The 24,037-nt window shown below is 63.2% G+C and carries 22 protein-coding genes; 12 read left to right on the plus strand and 10 right to left on the minus strand.

Features of this window, described 5'->3' with window-relative positions; all coding sequences use genetic code 11:
* Positions 1-2: 2 nt before the first annotated feature.
* Both AC56QX_RS01000 and galE read right to left on the minus strand, forming a co-directional pair.
* A complete protein-coding gene (locus AC56QX_RS01000) occupies positions 3-1,253 on the minus strand; it encodes a D-amino acid dehydrogenase (RefSeq protein WP_497113316.1) in 1,251 nt (416 codons plus the stop codon).
* 102 nt (positions 1,254-1,355) lie between these two features.
* Complete coding sequence (gene galE / locus AC56QX_RS01005; protein ID WP_497113317.1) at positions 1,356-2,351, minus strand: UDP-glucose 4-epimerase GalE; 996 nt, start codon at positions 2,349-2,351, stop codon at positions 1,356-1,358.
* A gap of 266 nt (positions 2,352-2,617) precedes the next feature.
* On the opposite strand from galE, the gene hemA reads away from it, so the two are divergent.
* Positions 2,618-3,895 (plus strand): 5-aminolevulinate synthase, encoded by a 1,278-nt coding sequence (gene hemA / locus AC56QX_RS01010; RefSeq protein WP_497113318.1) that lies wholly within the window; start codon positions 2,618-2,620, stop codon positions 3,893-3,895.
* Between the two features lie 72 nt (positions 3,896-3,967).
* Here the strand turns inward: hemA and AC56QX_RS01015 are convergent, their stop codons facing one another.
* Complete coding sequence (locus tag AC56QX_RS01015) at positions 3,968-5,134, minus strand: pyridoxal phosphate-dependent aminotransferase (protein ID WP_497113319.1); 1,167 nt, start codon at positions 5,132-5,134, stop codon at positions 3,968-3,970.
* Positions 5,135-5,239: 105 nt separating this feature from the next.
* Positions 5,240-5,662 carry a large conductance mechanosensitive channel protein MscL gene (gene mscL, locus AC56QX_RS01020; protein WP_475453476.1) on the minus strand — a complete coding sequence of 141 codons (423 nt, stop codon included), beginning with the start codon at positions 5,660-5,662 and terminating at the stop codon, positions 5,240-5,242.
* Positions 5,663-5,926: 264 nt separating this feature from the next.
* Between mscL and AC56QX_RS01025 the strand changes: the two genes are divergently transcribed.
* The gene (locus tag AC56QX_RS01025; RefSeq protein ID WP_497113322.1) at positions 5,927-9,415 is read left to right on the plus strand and encodes a PAS domain-containing hybrid sensor histidine kinase/response regulator; all 3,489 of its coding nucleotides are present in this window, start codon (positions 5,927-5,929) and stop codon (positions 9,413-9,415) included.
* 300 nt (positions 9,416-9,715) lie between these two features.
* Here AC56QX_RS01025 and AC56QX_RS01030 read toward each other — a convergent pair whose 3' ends face one another.
* Entirely contained in the window at positions 9,716-10,375 is a 660-nt protein-coding gene (locus AC56QX_RS01030) for a response regulator transcription factor (RefSeq protein ID WP_497113323.1), read from the minus strand.
* A gap of 126 nt (positions 10,376-10,501) precedes the next feature.
* On the minus strand, positions 10,502-10,936 hold the full coding sequence (locus AC56QX_RS01035; RefSeq protein ID WP_497113324.1) for a hypothetical protein: 435 nt from the start codon (positions 10,934-10,936) through the stop codon (positions 10,502-10,504).
* Positions 10,937-11,043: 107 nt separating this feature from the next.
* Here AC56QX_RS01035 and AC56QX_RS01040 point away from each other — a divergent pair, with 107 nt between their 5' ends.
* Together AC56QX_RS01040 and AC56QX_RS01045 are read left to right on the plus strand one after the other, a co-directional pair.
* The gene (locus AC56QX_RS01040) at positions 11,044-11,394 is read left to right on the plus strand and encodes a DUF952 domain-containing protein (RefSeq protein WP_497113325.1); all 351 of its coding nucleotides are present in this window, start codon (positions 11,044-11,046) and stop codon (positions 11,392-11,394) included.
* Entirely contained in the window at positions 11,391-12,470 is a 1,080-nt protein-coding gene (locus tag AC56QX_RS01045) for a quinone-dependent dihydroorotate dehydrogenase (protein ID WP_497113326.1), read from the plus strand. Before AC56QX_RS01040 ends, AC56QX_RS01045 begins: the two co-directional genes overlap by 4 nt.
* Here AC56QX_RS01045 and AC56QX_RS01050 read toward each other — a convergent pair.
* Positions 12,463-13,803 (minus strand): MATE family efflux transporter, encoded by a 1,341-nt coding sequence (locus AC56QX_RS01050; protein WP_497118059.1) that lies wholly within the window; start codon positions 13,801-13,803, stop codon positions 12,463-12,465. The two genes, AC56QX_RS01045 and AC56QX_RS01050, sit on opposite strands and share 8 nt — an antisense overlap.
* A 132-nt stretch (positions 13,804-13,935) precedes the next feature.
* Between AC56QX_RS01050 and AC56QX_RS01055 the strand changes: the two genes are divergently transcribed.
* On the plus strand, positions 13,936-14,838 hold the full coding sequence (locus tag AC56QX_RS01055; protein WP_497113327.1) for a histone deacetylase family protein: 903 nt from the start codon (positions 13,936-13,938) through the stop codon (positions 14,836-14,838).
* Positions 14,839-14,842: 4 nt separating this feature from the next.
* Here AC56QX_RS01055 and AC56QX_RS01060 read toward each other — a convergent pair whose 3' ends face one another.
* From AC56QX_RS01060 to AC56QX_RS01070, 3 genes are all read right to left on the minus strand, one after another.
* Positions 14,843-15,106: a DUF6460 domain-containing protein gene (locus AC56QX_RS01060; RefSeq protein ID WP_497113328.1), complete on the minus strand. Its 264-nt coding sequence runs from the start codon at positions 15,104-15,106 to the stop codon at positions 14,843-14,845.
* A 109-nt stretch (positions 15,107-15,215) separates the two neighbouring features.
* Complete coding sequence (locus AC56QX_RS01065) at positions 15,216-16,058, minus strand: hypothetical protein (RefSeq protein WP_497113329.1); 843 nt, start codon at positions 16,056-16,058, stop codon at positions 15,216-15,218.
* Complete coding sequence (locus tag AC56QX_RS01070) at positions 16,055-16,993, minus strand: hypothetical protein (RefSeq protein ID WP_497113330.1); 939 nt, start codon at positions 16,991-16,993, stop codon at positions 16,055-16,057. The genes AC56QX_RS01065 and AC56QX_RS01070 overlap by 4 nt, the downstream gene beginning before the upstream one ends.
* Positions 16,994-17,455: 462 nt before the next feature.
* On the opposite strand from AC56QX_RS01070, the gene AC56QX_RS01075 reads away from it, so the two are divergent.
* The 7 genes from AC56QX_RS01075 (at position 17,456) to AC56QX_RS01105 (ending at position 23,980) form a co-directional block, all read left to right on the plus strand.
* Positions 17,456-18,073, plus strand: a complete 618-nt coding sequence (locus AC56QX_RS01075) for an outer membrane protein (protein ID WP_497113331.1) — start codon at positions 17,456-17,458, stop codon at positions 18,071-18,073.
* Between the two features lie 191 nt (positions 18,074-18,264).
* On the plus strand, positions 18,265-18,651 hold the full coding sequence (locus tag AC56QX_RS01080; RefSeq protein ID WP_497113332.1) for a hypothetical protein: 387 nt from the start codon (positions 18,265-18,267) through the stop codon (positions 18,649-18,651).
* Positions 18,652-18,700: 49 nt separating this feature from the next.
* Complete coding sequence (locus tag AC56QX_RS01085; protein ID WP_497113333.1) at positions 18,701-19,375, plus strand: response regulator transcription factor; 675 nt, start codon at positions 18,701-18,703, stop codon at positions 19,373-19,375.
* On the plus strand, positions 19,372-20,799 hold the full coding sequence (locus AC56QX_RS01090) for a sensor histidine kinase (protein WP_497113335.1): 1,428 nt from the start codon (positions 19,372-19,374) through the stop codon (positions 20,797-20,799). Before AC56QX_RS01085 ends, AC56QX_RS01090 begins: the two co-directional genes overlap by 4 nt.
* A gap of 127 nt (positions 20,800-20,926) precedes the next feature.
* Positions 20,927-21,952: a glycosyltransferase family 2 protein gene (locus tag AC56QX_RS01095; protein ID WP_497113337.1), complete on the plus strand. Its 1,026-nt coding sequence runs from the start codon at positions 20,927-20,929 to the stop codon at positions 21,950-21,952.
* A 32-nt stretch (positions 21,953-21,984) separates the two neighbouring features.
* On the plus strand, positions 21,985-22,440 hold the full coding sequence (locus tag AC56QX_RS01100; protein WP_497113338.1) for a GtrA family protein: 456 nt from the start codon (positions 21,985-21,987) through the stop codon (positions 22,438-22,440).
* A 49-nt stretch (positions 22,441-22,489) separates the two neighbouring features.
* Positions 22,490-23,980, plus strand: coding sequence for a hypothetical protein (locus AC56QX_RS01105; protein WP_497113339.1), 1,491 nt, complete (start codon positions 22,490-22,492; stop codon positions 23,978-23,980).
* Positions 23,981-24,037: the final 57 nt, after the last annotated feature.

A 24,037-nucleotide genomic window follows, 5' to 3' on the forward strand; every position in this document is an offset into this window, starting at 1 on the left:
TTTTATCCCCTGTAGACCAACCCCTGCGGGTCGATCTCGGGCTTGCGGCCGGCAACGAGATCGGCCAGGAATTTGCCCGAGCCGCAGGCCATGGTCCAGCCGACATGACCGTGGCCGGTGTCGAGGTAAAGGTTGCGGTATTTCGCCTGGCCGATGACCGGCACGGAGTTCGGCATCATTGGCCGCAGGCCTGCCCAGAGTACGGCTTTCTTCTCGTCGAAGGCGCCGGGGAACAGATCCTTGCCGGTCCGGAACATGGTGGCAAAGTCGCTGGGTTTATGGGTACGGTCGAAGCCCGTGAATTCGGCGGTCGAAGCCAATCGCAATCGATTGCCAAGGCGCGAATAGGCCATTAGCTGGTCCTCGTCGGCGCCGCCCATGGTCGGCCCCTTGCTCTCGTCTTCCAACGGTATGGTGGCCGTGTAGCCCTTCACCGGATAGACCGGCAGGTCGATGCCATAGCGGCGGCCGAGCAGGCCGCTTTCCGGGCCCATCGAAATGACCACGGCGTCGCCTGCAATCGGACCAGCCGAGGTCATCACCGCGCGCACGCGGTCGCCGTCGATATCGAGGCCTTCGACCGTGGTGTCGAACAGGAATTTGACGCCAAGCTTTTCGCGCGCATAGGCGGCGAGATTGTCGACGAACATTCTGGAATCGCCGGTCTGGTCGATCGGCGAATAGACGCCGCCGGCAATCTTTTCCTTCACCCCGGCAAGACCCGGTTCGAGCTCGACCAGCCGGTCGCGGCCGACGATCTCGATCGGCAGGCCATGTTCGGCCAGATAGCGGTAATTGTCGGTGCCGGTGTCTAGGCTGTGCTGCGAGCGGAAGAAATAGAGGATGCCCTTCTTGCGCTCGTCATAATGGATGCCGGTGTCGGCGGAGATGGCGTTGATGCAGTCGCGCGAATAGAGCGCCAGCCGCAGCTTGACCTGGCTGTTGGCGCGCAGGCGCGCCACCGTGCACTGGCGCAGGAAGCGCAGGCTCCAGGCGAGGAAATAGGGATCGAAGCGCAGCCGCACCTTGATGCCGAGATCATGGTTGTAGAGCGCGCGCAAAAATGTCTTGAGCGCCGCCGGTGAGGCCCAGGCGGTGGCATCGCCCGGCGAGACCAGGCCGGCATTTGACTGGCTGGTGCCCCGCGCCGGCGCCGGATGGCGCTCGATCACGGTGACCTCGTGGCCATCGGCGGCCAGATAATAAGCGGCTGCCGTACCGACAACGCCGGCTCCAAGCACCACTATCTTCATGCCATCCCCCAAAGCTGTTCGCGGCGCGGCGCCTCCACGCCGTGTCGCGACTGCTTCCATAGCGCGTCACCGCGCGCCTTGCGAGCCCTCGGGAAGTCTGGCTCAGCCGCGCGCGGAGTTCTTGCTGGTCAGGATGCGCTCCCAGGCGAGCGCATCGGCAACGATCTGGTCGAGGTCGTCGCGTTGCGGCGTCCAGCCGAGTTCCGCCCGGGCAAGGTCCGAATTGGCGACCACGGCTGCCGCATCGCCGGGACGTCGATCGCCCATCTTGACCTCGAAATCCCGGCCGAAGGCACGCCGCACGCTTTCAATGACCTCGAGCACGGAATAGCCATGGCTGTAACCGCAATTGGCGACGAGGCTGGTGCCCCCGGCGCGCAGCCGCTGCAGGGCCAGGCGATGCGCCGCCGCCAGGTCGCTGACATGGATATAGTCGCGCATGCAGGTGCCGTCGGGCGTCGGATAATCGGTGCCGAACACCTGCATGAAAGGCCGTTTGCCGAGTGCCGTCTCGCAGGCGACCTTGATCAGATGGGTGGCGCCCGGCGTCGACTGGCCGGTGCGGCCCTTCGGGTCGGCGCCGGCGACGTTGAAATAGCGCAGCGCGGTGTAGCGTATGGGATGCGCTGTCGCAGCATCGCGCAGCATCCATTCGCTCATCAGCTTGGACAGGCCGTAAGGCGATTCCGGTGCCAGGCGGGCGTCCTCGCGCACCGGCTCCAGCCCGGCGCCGCCATAGACTGCGGCGGTCGAGGAAAAGATGAAATTGGACACGCCCTCGCGCACAGCGGTTTCGATCAGCGTGCGCGTCTTCGAGGTGTTGTTCTCGTAATAGGCAAGCGGGTCGGCGACCGATTCCGGGACCACGATGGAGCCGGCGAAATGGATGATGGCGTCGACCTTATTGTCCCGGATGATCGATCCGACCAATTCCTTGTCGGCGACATCGCCGACGACGAGTTTTGCCTCCGGTGCCACCGCCCATTCGAAACCGGTGGAAAGCCGGTCGAGAACGACCACGCTTTCGCCGGCATCCAGCAACTCCCAGACCATGTGGCTGCCGATATAGCCGGCACCGCCTGTCACCAACACTGTCATCCGCGACCTCGCATCTCAAGATTTATCGGAAACTGTCTCAACCCCCGCTCTACTGGAAAGCCCGCCGCATGGCCATTAGAACTCGTGGTAACCGGTATGACCGGCATGTGGCATCGTCCTGAAACAAAGTTGATCCACATCAAGGGAATAGGCCACGATCCGTGGTCGTTAGGAACAGGTACGGGGCGTGGCATTTTGACCAAAACGGCCCGGTGGACGACCAATAGGGCAATGATTATGATCCCGCGCAAAATTGGGAAGCCGACATGAACTACCAGCGGTTCTTCGAAGAAGCGATCGACCAGCTCCACGCGGAGCGTCGCTATCGTGTCTTCGCCGACCTTGAGCGCATCGCGGGCAAGTTTCCGCGCGCCATATGGCGTTCCAATGGCCGCGCCGAGGAAATCACCGTCTGGTGCTCCAACGATTATCTCGGCATGGGCCAGCATCCCGATGTCATCGCCGCGTTCCAGGAAGCGGCCGGCAAGATGGGTTCGGGCGCCGGCGGCACCCGCAACATTTCCGGCACTTCCAACCCGCTGGTCGAGCTCGAGCATGAGCTTGCCGACCTGCACGGCAAGGACGCGGCATTGGTCTTCACCTCCGGCTTCGTCTCCAACGAAGCGTCGATCTCGACCATTGCGCGGCTTTTGCCCAACTGCCTGATCATCTCGGACGAGCTGAACCATGCCTCGATGATCGAAGGCGTGCGGCGCTCGGGCGCCGAGAAGAAGATCTTCCGCCACAATGACGTCGCGCATCTGGAAAGCCTGTTGCAGGCGGCGGGGCGCGAGCGCGCCAAGCTGATCGTCTTCGAGAGCGTCTATTCGATGGACGGCGACATCGCGCCGATCAGAGAGATCGTCGAACTCGCCGAGCGCTACAACGCCATGACCTATATCGATGAGGTCCATGCCGTTGGCATGTACGGGCCGCGCGGCGGCGGCATCACCGAGCGCGAGGGCCTCGCCGACCGCATCGATATCATCGAAGGGACGCTCGCCAAGGCGTTCGGAACGCTGGGCGGCTACATCACCGGCACAAGTGCCGTCATCGACGCCGTGCGTTCCTATGCGCCGGGCTTCATCTTCACCACGGCATTGCCGCCGGCGATCGCCGCCGCGGCCACGACATCGATCCGCCATTTGAAACGCTCGCAGGCCGAGCGCGACGCGCAGCAGCAGCAGGCGAGCCGGACCAAGCAGATCCTGTCGGCGGCCGGTTTGCCGGTGATGGAGTCGCCAACCCATATCGTGCCGCTGCTGGTCGGTGACCCCGAGCTCTGCAAGATGGCCAGCGATCGCCTGCTCGGCGTGCACGGCATCTACATCCAGCCGATCAATTACCCGACCGTGCCACGCGGCACGGAGCGGCTGCGCATCACGCCGACGCCGTTCCATTCCGACACCCTGATCGCGGGACTGCAGGACGCGCTGGTCGAGACCTGGGATGCGCTGGGCATTCCCTACGGCTCCGCCGGCCGGCCCACTGTCGCCAAGAGCGATCGGATCGTTCCGCTGCTGGTGCCCAAGTCGGGCGGCTGAAGCCGCATTGAAACTCTGCTCCGGCGGCCATCTGGCTCGCCGGAGCGGTTTTTTTCGGACCTCGTTAGCGGCTCAAACAGTCTTCATCCACTTTGCCAGCCGGTGCGCCGCTTCCTCGACCTGATCGAGGCGGCGGTGGAAGCACAGCCTGAGGAAGGCTTCGCCGCCGGGACCGAAGGCGGTGCCCGGCGCCAGGCCGACATTGGCCTTGTCGACGATGTCGAAGGCCGCCGTCCGGGAATCGGTGATGCCGTCGACGGTGAAGAACAGATAGAAGGCGCCCTGCGGCACGGTAAACCTTGCGCGGCCGGTGGCGCCAAGAATGCCGCAGATCAGATCGCGTGCCTTCCTCGCCCGCTCCACCTGTTCAGCGACAAACCCATCGCCCTCGTCCAAGGCTGCGACCGCGCCGCGCTGCATGAACTGGGCAACGCCGGAATTCGAATATTGGATCAGGTTCTCGAACACCTGCTGCAGGCTCGGATGCGTCTTGATCCAGCCGACACGCCAGCCGGTCATCGACCAGTTCTTGGAAAAGGAGTTGACGAACAGGATGCGGTCTTCCTCTGTCGCGATGTCGAGGAAGGACGGCGCGCGACCATGGCCATAGTGGAACAGCGAATAGATCTCGTCGGCAATGATCCAGACGTTCCTGGCGCGCGCGAGATCGAGGATCGCCTGCAAGGTCTCATGATCGGCGGTCCAGCCGGTCGGGTTCGACGGCGTGTTGATAAACAGCGCCTTGGTGCGCGGCGTGATCGCCGCGGCGATCTTCTCGACGTCGCAGGACCAGCCATTGCCGGAATGATCGAGCGTGACCGCCACCGGAACAGCTCCCGACAGGGCTGCGGCGGCATCGAAATTCGGCCAGGCCGGCGATAGATAGATCACCTCGTCGCCAGCGCCGGCGAGAGCGGTAAGCGACATCTGGATGGCATGCATGCCGGATCCGGTGACGATGAATTGCTCCTCGGGGAACGTCTTGCCGAAATGCCTGGCGTAGTAGCGTGACAGCGCCTGCCTGAGGTCAGGAATACCCCTCTGCCAAGTGTAGAACGTCTCGCCACCGGCCAGCGCCTTCGAGGCGGCATCGGTGATGAAGGCCGGCGTCGGCAGGTCGCCCTCGCCGGCCCAGAGCGGGATCAGACCCTCGCGCAGGCGGCCGTAATTGACGACGGCGACAATGCCGCTTTCCGGTGCGGCTCGGGCTTCAGCGCGAAAGCTGTCGATCAGGCTCATGGACAAATCCGTTTTCCCTTGGTGTTGCCGCTCTTTACCAGATGCGAGAACAGAAAACCCCGGCCGCGAACGACCGGGGTTTTGGTCCAGCAATCGTTGGCTGAATTATCGCTTGGCAAGCAGATCGCGGATTTCGGTGAGCAGCGCGATATCGGCCGGCGGCGGTGCGGCGGGTGCCGCAGGCTTCTCGCGCTCGAGCTTCTTACGCAGATTGTTCACGGCCTTGACCATCAGGAAGATGATGAAGGCGAGGATGAGGAAGTTCAGCACCGCGGTGAGGAAGCTGCCATAGGCGAGGACGGCGCCGTGCGCCTTGGCGTCAACAAGCGTCGCGGCCTTGTTGTCCAATGACAGAGGCAGGAAATAGTTGTTGAAGTCCAAGCCGCCGAAAATCGCACCGACAATTGGCATGATGACGTCGTCGACCAGCGACTTGACGATAGTGCCAAAGGAAGCGCCGATGATGACGCCGACCGCAAGGTCCATCACATTGCCTTTGGAAATGAATTCCTGGAATTCTTTCAGCATTCGACCCTCCTTGTCATGACAGGCCGCGCTGCCGCTCCGTCCTTGCGGCATCGACCTGAAGGCAACATAACAAAAACCTGCGGTTGCAACATATGCAAAAAGGGAAAACAACCGTTTTCTCCTTCCGTTACGGCACCTTAGGCGGCGCCCAGGCTCGTTTCGTGGCCGCGATCATGCTGCCAAAGCCGCAATGGACTCCAGCGCCAAGCTGTGATTGCGTTCAGACAAGCCGATAAAAAGACGGCAAAGGAGGAAATTCCAGGCGTGCAGGGCTTGTTCATCGTCATCATCGCGATCGCCTATGTGACGCTGCTGTTCGCCATCGCCAGCCTGGGCGACCGCCGTTCGGCGATTTCAGGGCCGAGCCGGGCGCGGCCTTTCATCTACGCGCTCAGCCTGGCCATCTACTGCACCTCGTGGACCTTCTTCGGCTCGGTCGGGCTGTCCTCCGAACGCGGCCTCGAATTCCTCGGCATCTATACCGGCCCGGTGCTGGTGTTCGTGTTCGGCTTTCCGCTGCTCAACCGCATCGTGCGGCTGGCCAAGACCGAGAAGATCACTTCGATCGCCGACTTTCTCGGCGCGCGCTACGGCAAAAGCTTCACCGTTGCCGCGATCGCCACGCTGATCGCCACCATTGGGGCGGTGCCCTATATCGCGCTGCAGCTGAAGGCTATTTCCGGCTCGGTCAGCCTGATGGTCGAACATTATTCGGGATCGCCGCCCTCCTTCGATCCGTTCGTCAGCGACATCTCGCTGGTCGTCGCCATGCTGCTGGCGCTGTTTGCGGTGCTGTTCGGCACCCGCCATGCCGACGCCACCGAGCATCAGGACGGGCTGGTGCTGGCGGTGGCGGTCGAAACCGTGGTCAAGCTCGCTGCCTTCCTGGCGATCGGCCTGATGGTCACTTTCCTGATCTTCGGCGGCCCAGGCGACATGTTCGCCACGCTGGCGCAAAATGGGCAGGTGCGGCAGGCGATGGGCTACAACACCTCGCTCGCCACCTGGCTGGTCCTGACTGGCCTTAGCGGCTGTGCCATCATCATGCTGCCGCGGCAGTTCTACGTCACCATCGTCGAGAACCGCGGCGAGGCCGAGTTGCGCACCGCGACCTGGGTGTTTCCGCTCTACCTGGTGGCGATCAATCTGTTCGTGCTGCCGATCGCCTTTGCCGGCCTGTCGCTGGTCGGCACCGGCACCAGCAGCGATCTCTACGTGCTGTCGCTGCCGCTGTTCAGCGGCCATGATGTGCTCGCCATGGCGGCCTTCATCGGCGGGCTGTCGGCGGCAACGGCCATGGTCATCGTCGAAAGCGTGGCGCTGTCGATCATGATCTCCAACGACCTCGTCATTCCGCTGTTCGTACGCCGCCTGCTCAAGACATCGACCTCGGAGAATGAGGACTGGTCGACGCTGATCCTCAATGTGCGGCGCGGGGCGATCTTCATCCTGTTGTTCATCGCCTTCCTCTACTATCGCGAAAGCACCAACAGCGCGCGGCTGTCGTCGATCGGCCTGATGTCGTTCGCTGCGATCGCGCAGTTCGCGCCGGCGCTGGTCGGCGGGCTGATCTGGCGCGGCGCCAATGGCCGGGGGGCAGCGCTCGGCATGGTCGCCGGCATCCTCGTCTGGGGCTACACGCTGCTTTTGCCGTCACTTGTCGCGCCCGATACCGATATCCTCTTGCATGGGCTGTTCGGCTTCGAGGCGTTGCGGCCGCAGGCGCTGTTCGGCACCGTGGCCGAGCCGCTGAACCACGGCGTGCTTTGGAGCCTGTCGATCAACACGCTGTTTTTCGTGCTTGGCTCGCTGTCGCGCGCGTCAGTGCCGCTGGAACGCATCCAGGCGTCGATTTTCGTGCCGCGCGACGCCGGCCCGATGCCGAGCCTGCGCCGCTTCCGCACCGCCATCACCGTCAACGACCTCAAGGACACGATCGGCCGCTATCTCGGCGTCGAGCGCACCGAGCGCTCCTTCCAGTCGTTCGAGAAGACCAACGGAACCACGCTGCTCGGCAAGGAGCAGGCGAGCATGGACGTTATCCGCTTCTCCGAGCAGCTTTTGGCCAGTGCCGTCGGCTCTTCCTCGGCGCGGCTGATCCTGTCGCTGCTGTTTCGGCGCCATGACCGCGAATCCCGCGATGCCTTCCGCTTGCTGGACGACGCCACCGAGGCGCTGCAGCACAATCGCGACCTGCTGCAGATCGCGCTCGACCAGATGGAGCAAGGCATCACCGTCTTCGACCGCGATTTCCGCCTGATCTGCTGGAACCGCCAATACCGGGCGCTGTTCGACCTGCCCGACGAGATGGGCCAGGTCGGTGTCTCACTCGACCAGATCCTGCGCCATCTCGCGGAGCGCGGCGACATCCCCGCCGACCAGCGCGTGGCGATGCTCAACCGGCTGACCAGCTTCGTCAGCCCCTGGCAGATGGAGCTGAAGACCAGCGGCCGCATCCTGGAGCTGCGCTCCAACCCGATGCCGGATGGCGGCATCGTCGCCACCTATGCCGACATTTCCGGGCGCGTCGAACAGGATCTGGCGCTGAAGCGCGCCAATGAATCGCTGGAACAGCGCGTCAAGACCCGCACCATCGAGTTGACCCGGGTCAACGAGGAACTGGCGCAGGCGCAGATGCTGGCCGAGGAGGCCAATCTCGGCAAGACGCGCTTCCTCGCCGCCGCCGGCCACGACATCCTGCAGCCCTTGAACGCGGCCCGGCTCTATTGCTCGTCGCTGATCGAGAAGGCCGGCAAGGGTCCGGCCGGCAAGGCGGCGGTCAACATCGAATCCTCGCTGGAATCGGTCGAGACCATTTTGGGCGCCGTGCTCGACATCTCGCGCCTCGACGCCGGTGCGATGAAGCCGGACGATACCGCCTTCAACCTCGACGGATTGCTGCGCCAGATCGGCAATGATTTTCGGCCAATGGCAGCCGAAAAGAAGCTTGAACTGACCATCATGGCCTCGTCGCTCACCGTGATGACCGACCGCAATTTGTTGCGCCGGCTGATCCAGAATCTGGTCTCCAACGCGATTAAGTACACCCGGCACGGTCGCATCCTGGTCGGCGTGCGGCGACGCGGCGAACTGGCGGAAATCCAGGTGATCGACACCGGCATCGGCATTGCCGGCGACAAGCTGAACACGGTCTTCCATGAATTCACCCGACTGGACGAAGGCGCGCGGGAAGCCGAGGGCCTCGGCCTCGGCCTCTCCATCGTCGACCGCATCGCCCGGGTGCTCAGGCTCGAAATCCGCATCTTCTCCAATCCCGGCAAAGGCACCCGCTTCTCGGTGATCCTGCCGGTGGCGGCGGTGCAGGAACCGCGACGCGAGGTCGAAACCAAGGCCCCCGCCCGTGCCGCAGCTTCGCTGGCCGGGCTGCATGTGCTCTGTATCGACAACGACGCCCGCATCCTCGAAGGCATGCGGCTGCTGCTCGAAGGTTGGGGATGCAACGTCGATACGGTGTCTGGCTCACGGGATCTCCAGAGTGCCGCGATACACCGCCCGGACATCGTGCTTGCCGACTACCATCTCGACGGCGAAACCGGTCTCGACATCATCGCCAAGCTGCGTGCGATCCATGGTGACGACCTGCCAGCCGTGCTGGTCACCGCAGACCGGTCCAATGAGGTCCGGGCGGCGGCAGGTGGGCTGGAGATTCCGATCATCAACAAGCCGCTGAAACCGGCCGTGCTGCGCTCGATGATGGCCCGGGTCAGGCCGCTGGCCTCGGCCGCCGAATAAGGTCAGGTCCTATTCGCTCGTAAGCACTATGCCAGGTTCTTCGAGATATCGTTCGCGGTCTGGATTAACTGCGGAGCAACACCTTCGCCGGGGCAGGCGGGTCGACGCGGCCGCCTCGATGTCGCCGCGTCCTGGCAGGCAAGCTATCTCGGTGAGCCGGCAGTCGGCGCGCCGGACGGCGACGCTGCGACCGCTGCGACCTGGATACGCGCGATCGCACAAGCGATAGCCAGCACAGAGTGACAGGCAAGGCCGAACGATGACCTGAAGCACGTAGCATGAATCATTCGGCGCTGGCGCTCAGTGCGCTGGCTGCAACGGGTCGTTGCCGATCTTGGACAAAAGGATCACCGCCTGGGTGCGGCTGTCGACGCCAAGCTTCTGCAGGATGGCCGAGACATGCGCCTTGATGGTGGCCTCGGAGACGCCGAGCTCATAGGCGATCTGTTTGTTGAGCAAGCCTTCGGCCAGCATGCCGAGCACGCGGGTCTGCTGCGGCGTCAGCGCCTGCAGCCTTTTGATCAGGTCCGATATTTCGGGATCGCGTTCGACGCCGAGATCGACACCGACGGGCGCGGCGATGTCGCCGGCCAGCACCGATTGCACGGCGTTGCGGATTTCCTCCATGCTCGCCGATTTGGAGATGAAGCCGGAGGCGCCAAGATCGAGCGCGCGCCTGATGGTCGCCGGATCGTCATGCGCGGAAACCACGATAAGCGGCACCGCCGGATGGATGCCGCGCAGCGAAATCAGGCCGGAGAGGCCGCTGGCGCCCGGCATCGACAGGTCGAGCAGCACCAGATCGACATCCTCATTGGCCACGACCAGCGCCTTGGCGCTTTCGAAATCGCCGGCCTCGTGGATGGCGGCGACATTGCCGATGCCGGCAAGTGCCTCGCGCAGAGCACCGCGAAACAGCGGATGATCGTCGGCGATGACGAAAGAATAGCCTGACGGCAAATGTCCCTCCCCGAATCCCGTCGATGATTTTTAAGCTTTTCGGGACCAGTCGGACGATTATGGGAGGCTGCGCGCTGTTTTCAAGCGGCAAAACCAGCGCGCCGCATTTTCCCTTGTCTACAGCGCTCAGGTCTTCTGCGAATTGAGCTGGGCGCCGCCACCGTTGTCCTTGTCCATATCCTTGACGATGCCCATGAAGCCCTTCAGGAAGCGCTCCATGTAGCTCATCGTCTTGTTGAAATCCTCCTCGCTCGGCAGTTTCGATTCGAGGCGCGCGGACAGCGAATTCTCGAGTTTGGTGACGCGTTCGTCCATTGCCTTCATCGAGGTTTGCAGGCGGTCGATTTCGTCCTGGAACGCGGCGCGTTCGTCGGCCGCCACCTTGCAGACGAGCTGACCGGAGCGTTCCTCGCAGATCGACATCGCACCGGTCTGCGTGTCCATGCGGACATAGCCGTTGGCGGATTTTTCCAGCCGGTAGCGGTCGGTTTCTTCCGAAGAGGCGGTGGCCGCGACCAGTGAAACGAGCGCGGCGGGGATCAAGATGTGTTGCAGACGCATGTTGTCCTCCATGGCCAAGGCCTGAAATATCGCATGTTTGCGCCGGAAATGGGGAAGACCCTTGGCGTGGCCTTTCCCGCGTGGCTGGTTCGGACTATAGCGCAACCATGTCTCAGTTTATCTACAAGATAACCCCGCAAGCGCCTTGGCGCGAGGCCGAAGCCAGTGGCCGTTTCACCGGAGCGCCGATCGACGTTGCCGACGGCTTCATCCATTTCTCCACGGCAGCGCAGGTCCGGGAAACCGCGGCGAAACATTTTTCCGGCCAGGCGGACCTTCTGCTGGTCGCCATCGACGGCGCCAGCCTGGGCGACGCGCTGAAATACGAGGTTTCGCGCGGCGGCGCGCTGTTCCCGCACCTTTACGGCGTGCTGGAACTGAAATCCGTCACATGGGTGCGACTGCTGCCGCTCGGCGCCGATGGCACCCACCTCTTCCCGGCACTGGAGGCCGAATGAGTCTGTTCGACCGGCTTGGCCAAAAACTGCTGTTCACATTCGATCCGGAAACCGCGCATGGCATGTCGATCGCGGCACTGCGCTGCGGCCTGCCGGTCGGTGCGCGGACGGTGCACGACACCAGGTTGAAGGTCAGCCTCTGCGGCCTCGATTTCCCCAACCCGCTCGGCATGGCGGCCGGCTACGACAAGAACGCCGAGGTGCCCGACGCGCTGCTTGGCCTCGGCTTTGGTTTTGCCGAGGTCGGCACGGTCACGCCGCTGCCGCAGGCCGGCAACCCGAAGCCGCGCATCTTCCGGCTGACGGCGGATGAAGCGGTGATCAACCGGCTGGGTTTCAACAATGAGGGCCATGCGGCGGCCGAAAAACGCCTTGCCGCGCGCAAGGGGCGTTCTGGCATTGTCGGCGTCAACATCGGCGCCAACAAGGACAGCACCGACCGCGTCAGCGACTACGAGCGCGGCGTCGCCCGCTTTGCTTCCTATGCCAGCTATTTGACGGTCAACATCTCCTCGCCCAACACGCCCGGCCTGCGCAACATGCAGGCGCGCGAGCAGCTCGGCGAGCTTTTGTCGCGAGTCATGGCCGCGCGTGCCACGGCAATGGCCCAGCCGCCGGTCTTCCTGAAGATCGCGCCTGATCTGGTCGAGGCCGAGCTGGAGGACATCGCCGCCGAGGTTATTGAAAAACAGATCGACGGCGTCATCGTCTCCAACACCACGATTTCGCGGCCGCCGCTGCGCAGCGGCGACGCCTCGCGCGAGACCGGCGGGCTTTCGGGAAAACCGCTGTTCGAGCGCTCGACCATCGTGCTGGCGAAGATGCGCAAGCTGCTCGGGCCGGGCATCGCCATAATCGGCGTCGGCGGCGTCGATTCCGCCGAGACGGCACTGCAGAAAATCCGCGCGGGTGCCGATCTCGTGCAGCTCTACACCAGCATGATCTATGCCGGGCCTGCGCTGCCGGGCCGCATTCTTTCCGGGATGATCCGTTTCGCGGAAAAGGAGCGGCTTAAATCCATCCGCGCGTTGCGCGACAGCCACCTTGACCGATGGGCGTCCAAGCCACTCAGCTGAACGCCGTGCGCAACCTTAGCTGCAGAATGGCCAGCAGACTGAAGCCCCGCACCAGCAAGAAAACGTGCAGCGCCGCCCACAGGCCGTGATTGCCGAAGGCAGGCGCCAGCGTCAGCAGCGCGACGGCGAAGACAAGGAACGACAGCAGCATCATATTGCGCATGTCGCGCGACCAGGTCGCGCCGATGAAGACGCCGTCCATCTGGAACGCCAGCACGCCGCTGAGCGCAGTGAATGCCGCCCAGGGCAAATAGATGTCGGCCACCGAGCGCACCTCCTGCGATGTCGTGACGACGGCGACCAGATTGGCGCCGGCCAAGAGCAGCACCAGAGTGGCGGCGCCAGCCAGCCCGAAACCCCAGAACAGGGTCAACCGCACCGCCTGACGGAAGGGCTGCTCGGCGCGCGCACCGACGGCACGGCCCGCGAGCTGTTCTGCAGCGGTGGCAAAGCCATCGAGGAAGTAGCCGGCGACGAGGAAGAAGTTCATCAACACCGCATTGGCGGCGAGTGTCACCGTGCCGAATTGCGCGCCCTGGCGGGTGAACAGCGCGAAGGCGGCGAGCAGCGAAAACGAGCGGATCATGATGTCGCGGTTGAGCGACAGCATGCGCAGGAAGGCGCTCATGTCGAGCAGCCGATGGCGCGGCAAGGACGGGGTCGAGCGGAAGCGGCGGATCACGATCGCCAGACCAAGCAGCGTGGCCAGGAACTCGCCGGTGACGGTCGCCCAGGCGACGCCGAAAACACCCCAGCCCAGCTTCAGGCCAAGCAGGAAGCAGAGCCCGATGTTGATGCCGTTCAGCACCAGCTGCAGCACCAGCCCGAGCCCGCCCTCGCCGCGCCCCAGCACATAGCCGAGGATGGCATAGTTGATCAGCGAGAAGGGCGCGGCAAGCAGCCTGATCCTGATGTAGACGCTCATCGCCTCGCTGACGCGCGGTTCGGCGCCCATGAACCACTGGCCACCGACGGCGATCAGGGGTGAAAGCGCCGCCAGGACAATACCGGCAATGACGGCGATCAGCACGGCGCGCCATAACACCGCTTGTTCCTCAAGCGCATCACCACGGCCGAAAGCCTGGGCGACAAGGCCGGTGGTGCCGGAGCGCAGGAAATTGAAGCTGGTGAAGACGACGCTGAACACCAGCGATCCCGCGGCCAGGCCGCCGAGAAGGGCCGCGTCGCCGAACTGGCCGACAACAGCCGTGTCGACAAGGCCGAGGATCGGCGTGGTCAGATAGGCGAGCGTCATCGGCACCGCAATGGCGAGCACGGAACGGTTGGTGACGACGAAAGGTCTGGCGTCGGCTGGGATTGCACCCTTGTCCAAGGGATTGCTGCCTTGCTGATTGCGGCTTGATCGAAGAGCCGATGTGCCCCATTTTCCGGCCACCGCGCAATCACCCTTGCCGCGATGGCCAACCGAAATCCCGGTCTGGCGCGAGTCCGCCGGATCCCGTTCATGCCACTGCAGATCGTCCACCACCCCGACTACGACGCCGGCTTTGCCACCAACCATCGCTTCCCGATGAGCAAGTATCCGTTGCTGATGGAGGCCTTGCGCGCACGTGGCCTGGCCGGACCCGACGCGCTCAACACGGCCGAACCCGCGCCGGCCTCATGGCTGAAGCTTGCCCATGCGGCCGACTATGTCGACCAGGTCATCAGCTGTTCGGTGCCGGAAAAAATCGAACGTGAGATCGGCTTTCCGGTCGGTCCTCGCGTTTCGCTGCGCGCGCAGCTTGCCGCCGGTGGCACGATACTGGCGGCGCGCCTTGCCTTGCGCCACGGTATTGCCTGCAACACCGCCGGCGGCAGCCATCATGCACGGCGCGCGCAAGGCGCCGGCTTTTGCACCTTCAACGACGTCGCCGTCGCCTCGCTGGTGCTGCTCACGGAGAGTGCCGCACAAAACATCCTGGTCGTCGATCTCGACGTGCATCAGGGCGACGGCACGGCGGATATCCTCGCCGGTGAGCCACGCGTGTTCACCTTCTCCATGCATGGCGAGCGCAACTACCCCGTGCGCAAGATCGCCTCCGACCTCGACATCGCTCTGCCCGACGGCACGAGCGATGCCGCCTATCTGGAAAGGCTGGCGGCCATCCTGCCGGAGCTGTCGGCGCGGGCGCATTGGGACATGGTGTTCTACAATGCCGGCGTCGACGTCCATGCCGAGGACCGGCTTGGCAGGCTGGCGCTTTCCAATGACGGGCTGCGGGCCCGTGACGAGATGGTTGTCCACCACTTCCGCGCGATCGGCATCCCCGTCTGCGGTGTCGTCGGCGGCGGCTATTCCACGGATGTGCCGTCACTTGCCGCGCGGCACGCCATCCTGTTCGAGGTGGCGTCGAACTACGCCTAGAAGCTCATTTTCGGTAGTTGGCGATCCTGAGCAGGATGAAGGCCGGCACGACGATCGCGGCACCCAGCAGGATGTAACCGAGGAAGCGGTCGATGGCGTGGAAGCCTAGATTCCACAGGTCCATGAAGAACCTCTGGATGCTGTAGAACACATCCATCGGCGACCAGCCGAAGGCATTCATGACAAGGCCGACGAGGAACGACACCACCAGCAGCTTCAGGATCACCCTGAATGGCGAGTCGCCGAGAAAGCGCGTCAGTGCGGACAAGGCCGTCTCCCGATTGAGATGCCCGGACTCATGGGCACGGTCCAGAGATACGTGCTTGGCAGCCATCCATCAAGCCGGCGCGGTCTGCACCTGGGACGGTAGGCCGCCGCTAGATGTTGCCTGCCGTAGGAAGCCCGCAACGCTCGAGCATCTGACCGAGCGGTGAACGCGCCGGAACGGCGCGGCCCGCCATCCATTTCCGGAGCGTATGGTCGAACAGATGAATGCACAGGGTGCGTGGCGTGCCTATCTGCGAAAGCGGAAGGGCAGGATCGAGCAACATCGCGACCTGATAGTGGTGGACCGGATAGAAAACATCGATGGGTGCTGCGTGATGAATGGTGCCGGCCTCGCGGGCGAAATAGGTGATCGCCTCAGGCCCCAGCTGGCCCCAGCTGTAATTGGAGATGTGGATGGGCAGGCCTATGAATTTGCGGAACCTGTAGCGCAGCAGCTTGGAGCGCACGAGCCATGGCACGATGTAATAGGGATCGTCCGCGAACTTCAGCATCTCGATCAGTGTCTGGCTGCCGGCCGGCAATTTCAGCACCGCGCCGTTGAGCTGATCATTTGTCTGATAGCCGAAGATATAGTCCTGCTTCGGAATTGGTCTGACACAAAACACATCGCAATCGACATACAGACCGAGCCCCGCTTCGAGGATCTTCAAATGGAAAAGATTGGAAAACAGCGACGGGCTTCCGTTCGACTTGTAATAGACGACCCGCTCCCTCGACATCAGTTTCGACGCGTCGGCGGTTTCCACACCGGGCGGAACATTGCGCGGGATGTCATAGCAATGGAGAACCATCCGGTGCCCCGCCAGCACGAAGGAACGCAGGCAGGCGGCGTGAAAATCGTCCAGAGACGCGCCGATCCAAACAGCGTTGACGACGGGCTCGATGGCGTCGTCCGGACGTACCTCTGGATGTTGCGGATCCATGGCGGTCACTGGCGCTCGATGCTCCTGACCTCGGCCGAGAAATCCTTGATGATCCTGGCTGGCGACCTCAGTTCGCGCATCGCGGCCCTGTAGCCGGCCGCCCGCTGCTCAAGCACCGGCATCGCCTGGAAAACATCCCTGACAAGGTCGAACCCGCGCGCGGTGTAGGGTTGAAAATACCGCCCCGCGGTCGCCTTCAGCGAGGTTGCCGGCACGCCAACCGGCACACAGCCGGCATAGGCGCATTCGACATATTTCATCAGCTCGACATTGTGGAGGGTCCCGCAAAGGAAGAAATGGGTGAATTGCGAGGCAAGGCTGACAAAGCGCGCGTGCGTGATGTCGTGACGCGGCGGCTTTCCATCCTCCGGATAGCCGGGATGCTTGAGATCGAAAAGGAACGGCCTCAACCAGGGAAACCGGGAGCGCTTGCGACGCAGGGCATAGCGCAGCGGATACAGGGTCTTGGAATTGCTGCCCGACAGGAAGATCTTTCGGCGACGGCCAGAAAGCGGAGTATCGAGTTCTCGCGAGGAATCGTATGCGTAGGGCAGGTGGACGACGCGAGAGACTTTCAGCGTCGTCACGAAGGCCTGGAATGGTCCCTCGGGATCGTAGGTCGTGGCATAGTGGACGCCGGGATGGTCGGCGCAATCGAAGATGAATCTGACACAGGGATTGGCCGTCTCCGGCATGTCCGGATCGCTAACCCGGAAGAAGAGCAGCGGCCGCCGGCTGGCGGGAACCGCCAGATGCTTTTTGAGCACCCCGACATCGCCGGGTTCAAGACGATTGTCGACGACGGCGACCTCGCAATCGCCCTGGCCGATCTGACTGATCGGCCGGGCCTCCCACGACAACGGTCTGGCGAAGGCCGGGCCCACGCCGGGATAGATCGCCTTGTCATACGGATGCGTGTCGGAATGAAAATAGATGACCCGCAAAAGCAAATCCCCCGAATTGCCTTGGGCACAGCGAAGCGAAGCCTCCGGACGGAGGCCAATTGCCCGTGGGGTTTGTACGCTGCCGCGCCGGAGCCGGGCAACTGGAGAGGCTGTTCATTTCGAACAAATGATCTAAATTTCCGCCTTCGGAAGGTCCAAAGTTCTTAAATATTGGTAAACAAGATCATTTTAATTTATTGAAAATAAAGCACAAAATCGTCATTTTCGAATTTTGCGCAATGTGCGTGCAATTTTCACCTGCGAGACAGTCGGCGTCTTTCAGGTGACTGATTGCGCGGCGCTCCGACCCCCCTACCACAGCTGGCGAACGCCAGTTTCAGGACCGTGCAGCCATCCCTGAAAGACACCAAATCGGAGCCCGACCGCCCCAACGGTCAGGCTCCCCGGGAGTTAACCTGCGTACCGATTTGCCGGATGCGCGTTTGTGTTGGAGTAATGCTCGTGTCCTCTCAAGCAAAGATCGTCCTGACGGCCGGTGTCCTTGGCATCTGCCTTCTCGGGCCGGCGATGGCCGCCGACCTTTCACCGACCTACAACGATCCCCCCGCCTTCCAGTGGAGCGGCGCCTATGTCGGCGTCCATGGCGGCACGGCGTTCACAAGGATGCCCAATCCGTTCGCCGATCGAAATGGCTTCAGCGGCGGCGTTCAGGCCGGCTACAACCAGCAGATGGGGCCGGCGGTCCTCGGCGCCGAGATCGAAGGCTCCTATCTGGGCGGCGCCGAGCATGACGTGCATGGCGGCAAGATCAAGGAGAAATGGCGTGGTGCCGCCAAGGCCAAGGCAGGCGTCAGCTTCGACCAGACGCTGCTGTTTGGAACCGGCGGCGTTGCCCTGACCAAGTTCGACAAGGGCGACAATGTCACCAGCGCCGATGGGTGGAAGGTCGGCTATCTCTTGGGCGCCGGCATCGAGCAGGGCTTTGCCGGCGGACTGTCCGCCAAGGTCGAGTACGACTATGTCCGCACCCCTGGCGTCGAGACGACATCGGCCCTTGGCACGTCCAAGACGACGATCGGCAGCCATGAACTGAAGGCCGGCATCAACTACCGGTTCTAGAACAGGTCGATTGGATTGCGCGATGCCCTGCGGCATCGCGCAATCCTGCGTTCCGGCATGCGCCGATACCCGAGGCGGCGGTCGGCTTTTTCCGTAACGGATCCAGTTCCCGCGGCTCTTCGCAATGTCGATGCAATCTTCGCGATCTAGGTCCCCGCACGTGAATTTTCATGATGGGAATCTGTTCCGATATGTCCACATATGGCGCCGGCCTCCTTATACGGGGCCCGAAGATAGTGCTCATCGCCATCGCGCTCGCGGGCTGTGCCTCCGACATCATGAAGAACTATGTCGGGCAGCCAGTCGAATCGGTGATCCTGGATTACGGCCCGCCAACGGCGATCGTCGATCTTGGCCAGGGCGAACGCGCCTATCAATGGCGCAAGGTATCGACGTCAGCGGTTTCCGGCACATCGAGCGGCGAGGTTCGCCACACAAAACACGGAACCGTCTATGAAGAGACCGAGACGCCCGGCTATATCGAGCGTCAGGAATGCTTCTACACATTCTACGCCCGCGCCTCCGGCGGCCGCTGGTTCATCACCAATTTCCGCCAGCCGAAGCTGGAATGCGAATGATTTGCCGCGGCCACGGCCCCCGACCGGCCGCGGATAAGGGAGAATATTCATGCGCGTCCTGTTGATCGAGGACGAACCGGAAATGGCCTCCGTGTTGAAGGCCGCTCTCGAGCGTCTGGACATCATCGTCGACCATGCCGCGACATTGGCCGATGCCGAGGCGATGGCCCGCCTGGGCTATCACGACGCGGTGGTGCTCGACCGCCGGCTGCCGGATGGCGACGGCCTCAGCCTCATACCGCGCCTGCGTGCCTTGCACCTGGATGTGCCTGTCATCGCGCTGACGGCGATGAGCGGGTTGGACGACCGCGTCGCCGGGCTCGATGTCGGCGCCGACGATTACATGGTCAAGCCCTTCGCCACGGTGGAACTCGTCGCGCGGCTTCATGCCTTGCACCGGCGCTCGTTCACATCGCGCGCCAACCAGACGATGGTCGGTCGCCTCACCTATGATTTCCGCCATCGCGAGGCGCTGGTCGAGGACCGGGCGCTCGACCTGCCGCGGCGCGAAAGGCTGGTGCTCGAAACGCTGATCCGCCGGCCGGGGCGGACCATCATGCGCAGCGCGCTGGAGGAAGCCGTCTACGCGCTGGACGACGAGATCGGCTCCAATGCGCTCGATGCGCATATTTCGCGGCTGCGCCGCAAGCTCGACGATGTCGCCGCCGGCATCGAGATCCGGGCGATCCGCAACCTTGGCTACCTCTTGCGGGCGCTCTCGTGAAGAAGCTGCGCACGCGCTCGCTGCAATGGATCCTCGTCCGCCGGCTGATCCTGCTGCAGGCGGCGACGCTGCTGATCTTCATCGTGCTTTGCGCGGCAGCACTTTGGATCGCCAATCCGCGCCTTTTGATCGACAACGAGGCGGCCGTTGCCGCCATCAAGGAAGCGGTTGGCCGTGACGGCAACGGCAAACTGATCGTCCATGAGACCGAGGGGCTTGCCAACTTTCGCGAGGGCTTCCCCAACGTCTGGTACATTGTTCGTGACGGCAACGGCCAGAGCGTGCGCTTCGGCAATGTGCCTGACGTCTACGCCAGGAATTTTGGCGACCTGCTGGGCGAGGCCGATCACGCCACCATCGGATTTTCCGAAGATGATTTGAGGCCGGAGGCCTATCTCGAAAAGGTCGCGACCAGGGCCGGCACGGTACAGATCATCGCCGGGACGCGGTCGTCTCGAGAAACCGACGGCCTTGAGCTCAGCATTTCGGCTACTGTCGACGTCGCCAGGAATCCCGACGGCAGCAGGAACTGGGAGAAGGCACTGCCCGCGCTTGCGGTCATCATCCTCATCCTGTTGTTGCCGATCGTCCTGGTCATGGGAACCACGACCCTGGTGACGACTCCGGCGGTGGTGCGCCGATCCTTCGCCGGCCTTGTCGAGACCGTCCGCCAGGCCGCGCGCATCGATATCGGCACCCGCGCCATGCAGTTGCCGGTCAAGAACGTCCCACAGGAAATCGCGCCGCTGGTGCATGCCTTCAACGAGGCGCTCGCCCGCCTCGCCCAAGGCTACGACCGGCACAACCGTTTCCTCACCGACGCGGCGCATGAACTGCGCACGCCGATCGCCATCCTGCGCACACGCGCCGAACTCTTGAAGCAGGAGCCGCAGAGCGTGCGCCTGCTGCATGACATCGAGCGCCTGTCGCATCTCGCCCAGCAACTGCTCGACCATCAGTTGCTCGACCGGCCGTCGGACCAGCGCCAGATCGTCGATCTCGACGATCTCGTCAGCCGGGTCGCCGCCGACTTCGCCCCGTTGGCCATCGAGGCCGGCTATGACCTCGCCTTCGAGCCGCCACCCGGCAAGGCCCAGGTGGAGGTCAATGTCCTGCAGATCGAGCGCGCGCTCGCCAACCTCGTGCGCAATGCCATCGAGCATGGCGGCGGCAGTGGCACGATCACGATCGCCATCGACGGGACCGGTGGCGTCGAAGTGCGCGACGAAGGCCCGGGCATTCCCGCGGAAGAGCACGAGAACGTCTTCGAGCCCTTTTACCGCTTGCAGCCGCAGTCGCGCGGGGCGGGTCTGGGACTGAATCTGGCCCGCCAGATCGCGCTGCTGCATGACGGCACGATCCGCATCCTGACAGGCTCATGGCGCGGCGCCCGCATCCGCATGGAGTTGCCGGTGCGTTCGTGACGGTGGCGAGCCCATGGCGCCGAACACATGATGGTCAGCCGGCCGATGACCCCGTGTCGATCCCTGGCTTATCTGTTTTCTAACCAATTGCCGCTATTGCCATTCCAGGAGCGGGAGCCAGGCTTTGGTGGGAACGGGAAAAATCGGCGCGCACCGCGCAATCGCCCTGTCGGTCGTGGTGCCATGCTACAATGAGCGCGACGGCGTGGCCGAGCTTCACCGACGCGTCAGCACCGTGTGCCTCGAGCAAAGCCCGTCCTACGAGATCGTGCTTGTCATCGACGGAGCGACCGACGGTACCCGCGAGGCCATCTTCGAACTGGCCGAAAAGGACGACCATGTCGTCGCCATCGACCTTGCCCGCAATTACGGCCACCAGATCGCCTTGAGCGCGGGGCTGGAGTTCTGCCGCGGCGAGCGCATTCTCATTCTCGACGCCGACCTCCAGGATCCGCCCGAACTGCTCGGCGCTATGATGGCGAAGATGGATGAGGGCTTCGACGTCGTCTACGGCCAGAGGGTGAAGCGCGACGGCGAAAGTTGGTTCAAGCGGGCTTCCGCCTCGATGTTCTACCGCTTGCTCGGCCGGATGGTCGATGTCGAGATCGCACCGGACTCCGGAGACTTCCGGCTGATGAGCCGCCGTGCGCTCGACCATCTGAACGCGATGCCCGAACGCTACAGGTTCATTCGCGGCATGGTGAGTTGGATCGGGCTCAGGCAGGTCGCCTTCCCCTATGAAAGGCATCGGCGCTTTGCCGGCACCACCCACTACCCGCTGAAGAAGATGGTTCTTCTGGCGGTCGACGCGATGACCAGCTTTTCGATCGTGCCGTTGCGGTTTGCCTCGCTGCTGGGGATGATGTTCGGCCTGCTCGGGCTGGTCGTGCTCGGCTATACGCTGTTCGAGTGGTCCAGGGGCAACGTGGTGCCCGGCTGGACGAGCCTTGCCGCGATCATGCTGATCATGGGCAGTGTCCAGCTTCTGGTGCTCGGCATCTTCGGCGAGTATCTCGGCCGCATGTACATGGAGACGAAGCGGCGGCCGCTCTACTTCGTCAACGAGATCGTTTCGCGCGACCAGCAGACCAAGGACAATGACCTGGCCATCCATCGCCTGCAAGAGATGGCGAAAAGAGCCGCGCGTGGCTGAGGCGAAGGTCGACCGGATGCAACGGGAACGGCATGGGCAGGATGCGGTCGGCTCTTCCGTCTGATGTCTCGCGGCTGCTGCGCTTTGGCGCCGTCGGGCTTCTCAACACGGCGATTGGATATACGCTGATCCTGGCCGGGCTGGCGCTGGGCCTCGGCGATATCCTTTCCAATGCGGCAGGCTATGCCGCGGGCCTCACGCTTGGCTTCTTCCTCAATCGCCAGTGGACGTTCGGACGTGCCGGCGGCTTTCGCCCCAGCGCGGTCACTCGATACGCGATCACCTTCGTCGTCGCCTATGGCGCCAATCTGGGCATCGTGATCACCGCCATGTCAGCCGGCTTCATCGAGAACCCGTTCGTCCATCTGGCGGGAAACTGCCTCTACTCGATCATCTTCTATCTTGGCTCGGCCCGGTTCGTCTTTGTCGGCGACGCGGATGTTCCCGTGGCCGCAACGAACGCGAAATGGCCCGGAGCTGCGATATGAACCAGGCCTCTGCAATCGTGACGGCGACGCCGTCACCCGGAGCTGCGACATGAACCAGGCCGCAGCAATCGCGACGGCGACGCCGTCGCTCGGGGACGCACAACGCATCAGGCTGATGTTCTGCCTTCTCGGCGCCTGCGTCGTGGCCTCCGTACTCACCGCCTTTGCCGGCGCGATCCTGCAGGATCCCGACAATTGGTGGCAAGTGAAGGTCGGGCTGGACTTCTTGGAAAACCGGACGTTTCCGGCTGTCGATCCCTATTCCTATACGTTCGCCGGCCAACCCTGGATCGCCAAGGAATGGCTGGGGCAGGTCTTTCTAGCCCTTGCCTACCGTGCGGGTGGCTGGAATGGCGTCGTCACCCTGATCATCGCCACGGTCGGCCTGACCGTCTTCCTGATGGGATGGTTCCTCAGCGCATGGCTGAAGCCGATACTGGCGATAGCGCTGGCCTTTGCCGCGGCTTTCCTGATCGCCCCGATCTACACGGCGCGCCCCCACGTCTTCACCTTGCCGATCATCGTCGTCTGGACGGCAATGCTGTTTCGTGCCGCGCAAGAAGAGAAGGCCCCGCCTTTGTGGTTGCTCGTGCTCGTCGTCCTGTGGGCCAACCTGCACGCCACGTTCACCCTGAGCTTCGTCATCGCCGCCTTTGCCGGGCTCGCTCTCTTGGCGCGCTCGGGCCTGTCGAAACCCGTCCTGCTGGCAAAATGGGTCGCTTTCGGCCTGCTCTGCCCCCTGGTCAGCTTGCTGCATCCCTATGGCGTGAAGGCCATCCTGGCGACGTTCACCGTGGCCTATGGCAACGAGGCGGTGCCCCTTATCCTGGAATGGCGACCGTTCAATGCCCAGGAGCAGCTCTTCCAGGAAGCGGCGATGCTGTTGGCGCTTTTCGGGCTTTTGGTATCGAGGCTGCGGATCGGCTGGGCCAAGGCGTTGTTCATCGTCTTCGCCTTGCATGTCTATCTCGCCCATCTGCGATTTGTATATCTGCCCTTCCTGTTGATTCCCTTGGTGATCGCGGTTGAGGTCGCACTGCAATATCCTTCGCTCTCAACCACGAACTGGCTGGCGGAAAAGCGTGACGGGCTGGAACAACTCTTCGCCAGCCGGTTCTACGCGATCTGCGGCGCGATGGCTGTCTTGTTGTTCGGTTCGGTCTTGGTCCTCGGCAGTGCCTATCAGGTGGCGCCGAGCCCGAAAACATCGGCCAGCGGTGCCCTCGCATTCGCCAGGGATCACCACCTCACAGGCAACGTGCTGAATTCCTACAATTTCGGCGGCACGCTGATTTTCCACGGCATCAAGACCTATATCGACGGCAGGACAGACCAGCTGTTCCTGGGCGGGTTCACGAAAACCGACGAGGCGACGGGGCGCAGCGACGGAAAACCGCTGCTCGAGGCCCAGCTGAAGAAATACGCCATCGGCTGGGCACTCCTGACGGCCGACGACACCCGCATCCCCTTCTTCACCGAGCTGGGCTGGAAGCGGGCCTATGCGGACGACGACGCCGTGATCTACCTGCCCGGCGCCTGATACCGCGCTCCCTGCGAAACCGGCTTCGCCAGCGTTCAAAGGGCGGCATATGCCTTG

The sequence above is a fragment of the Mesorhizobium sp. RCAM 06353 genome (assembly GCF_059683585.1).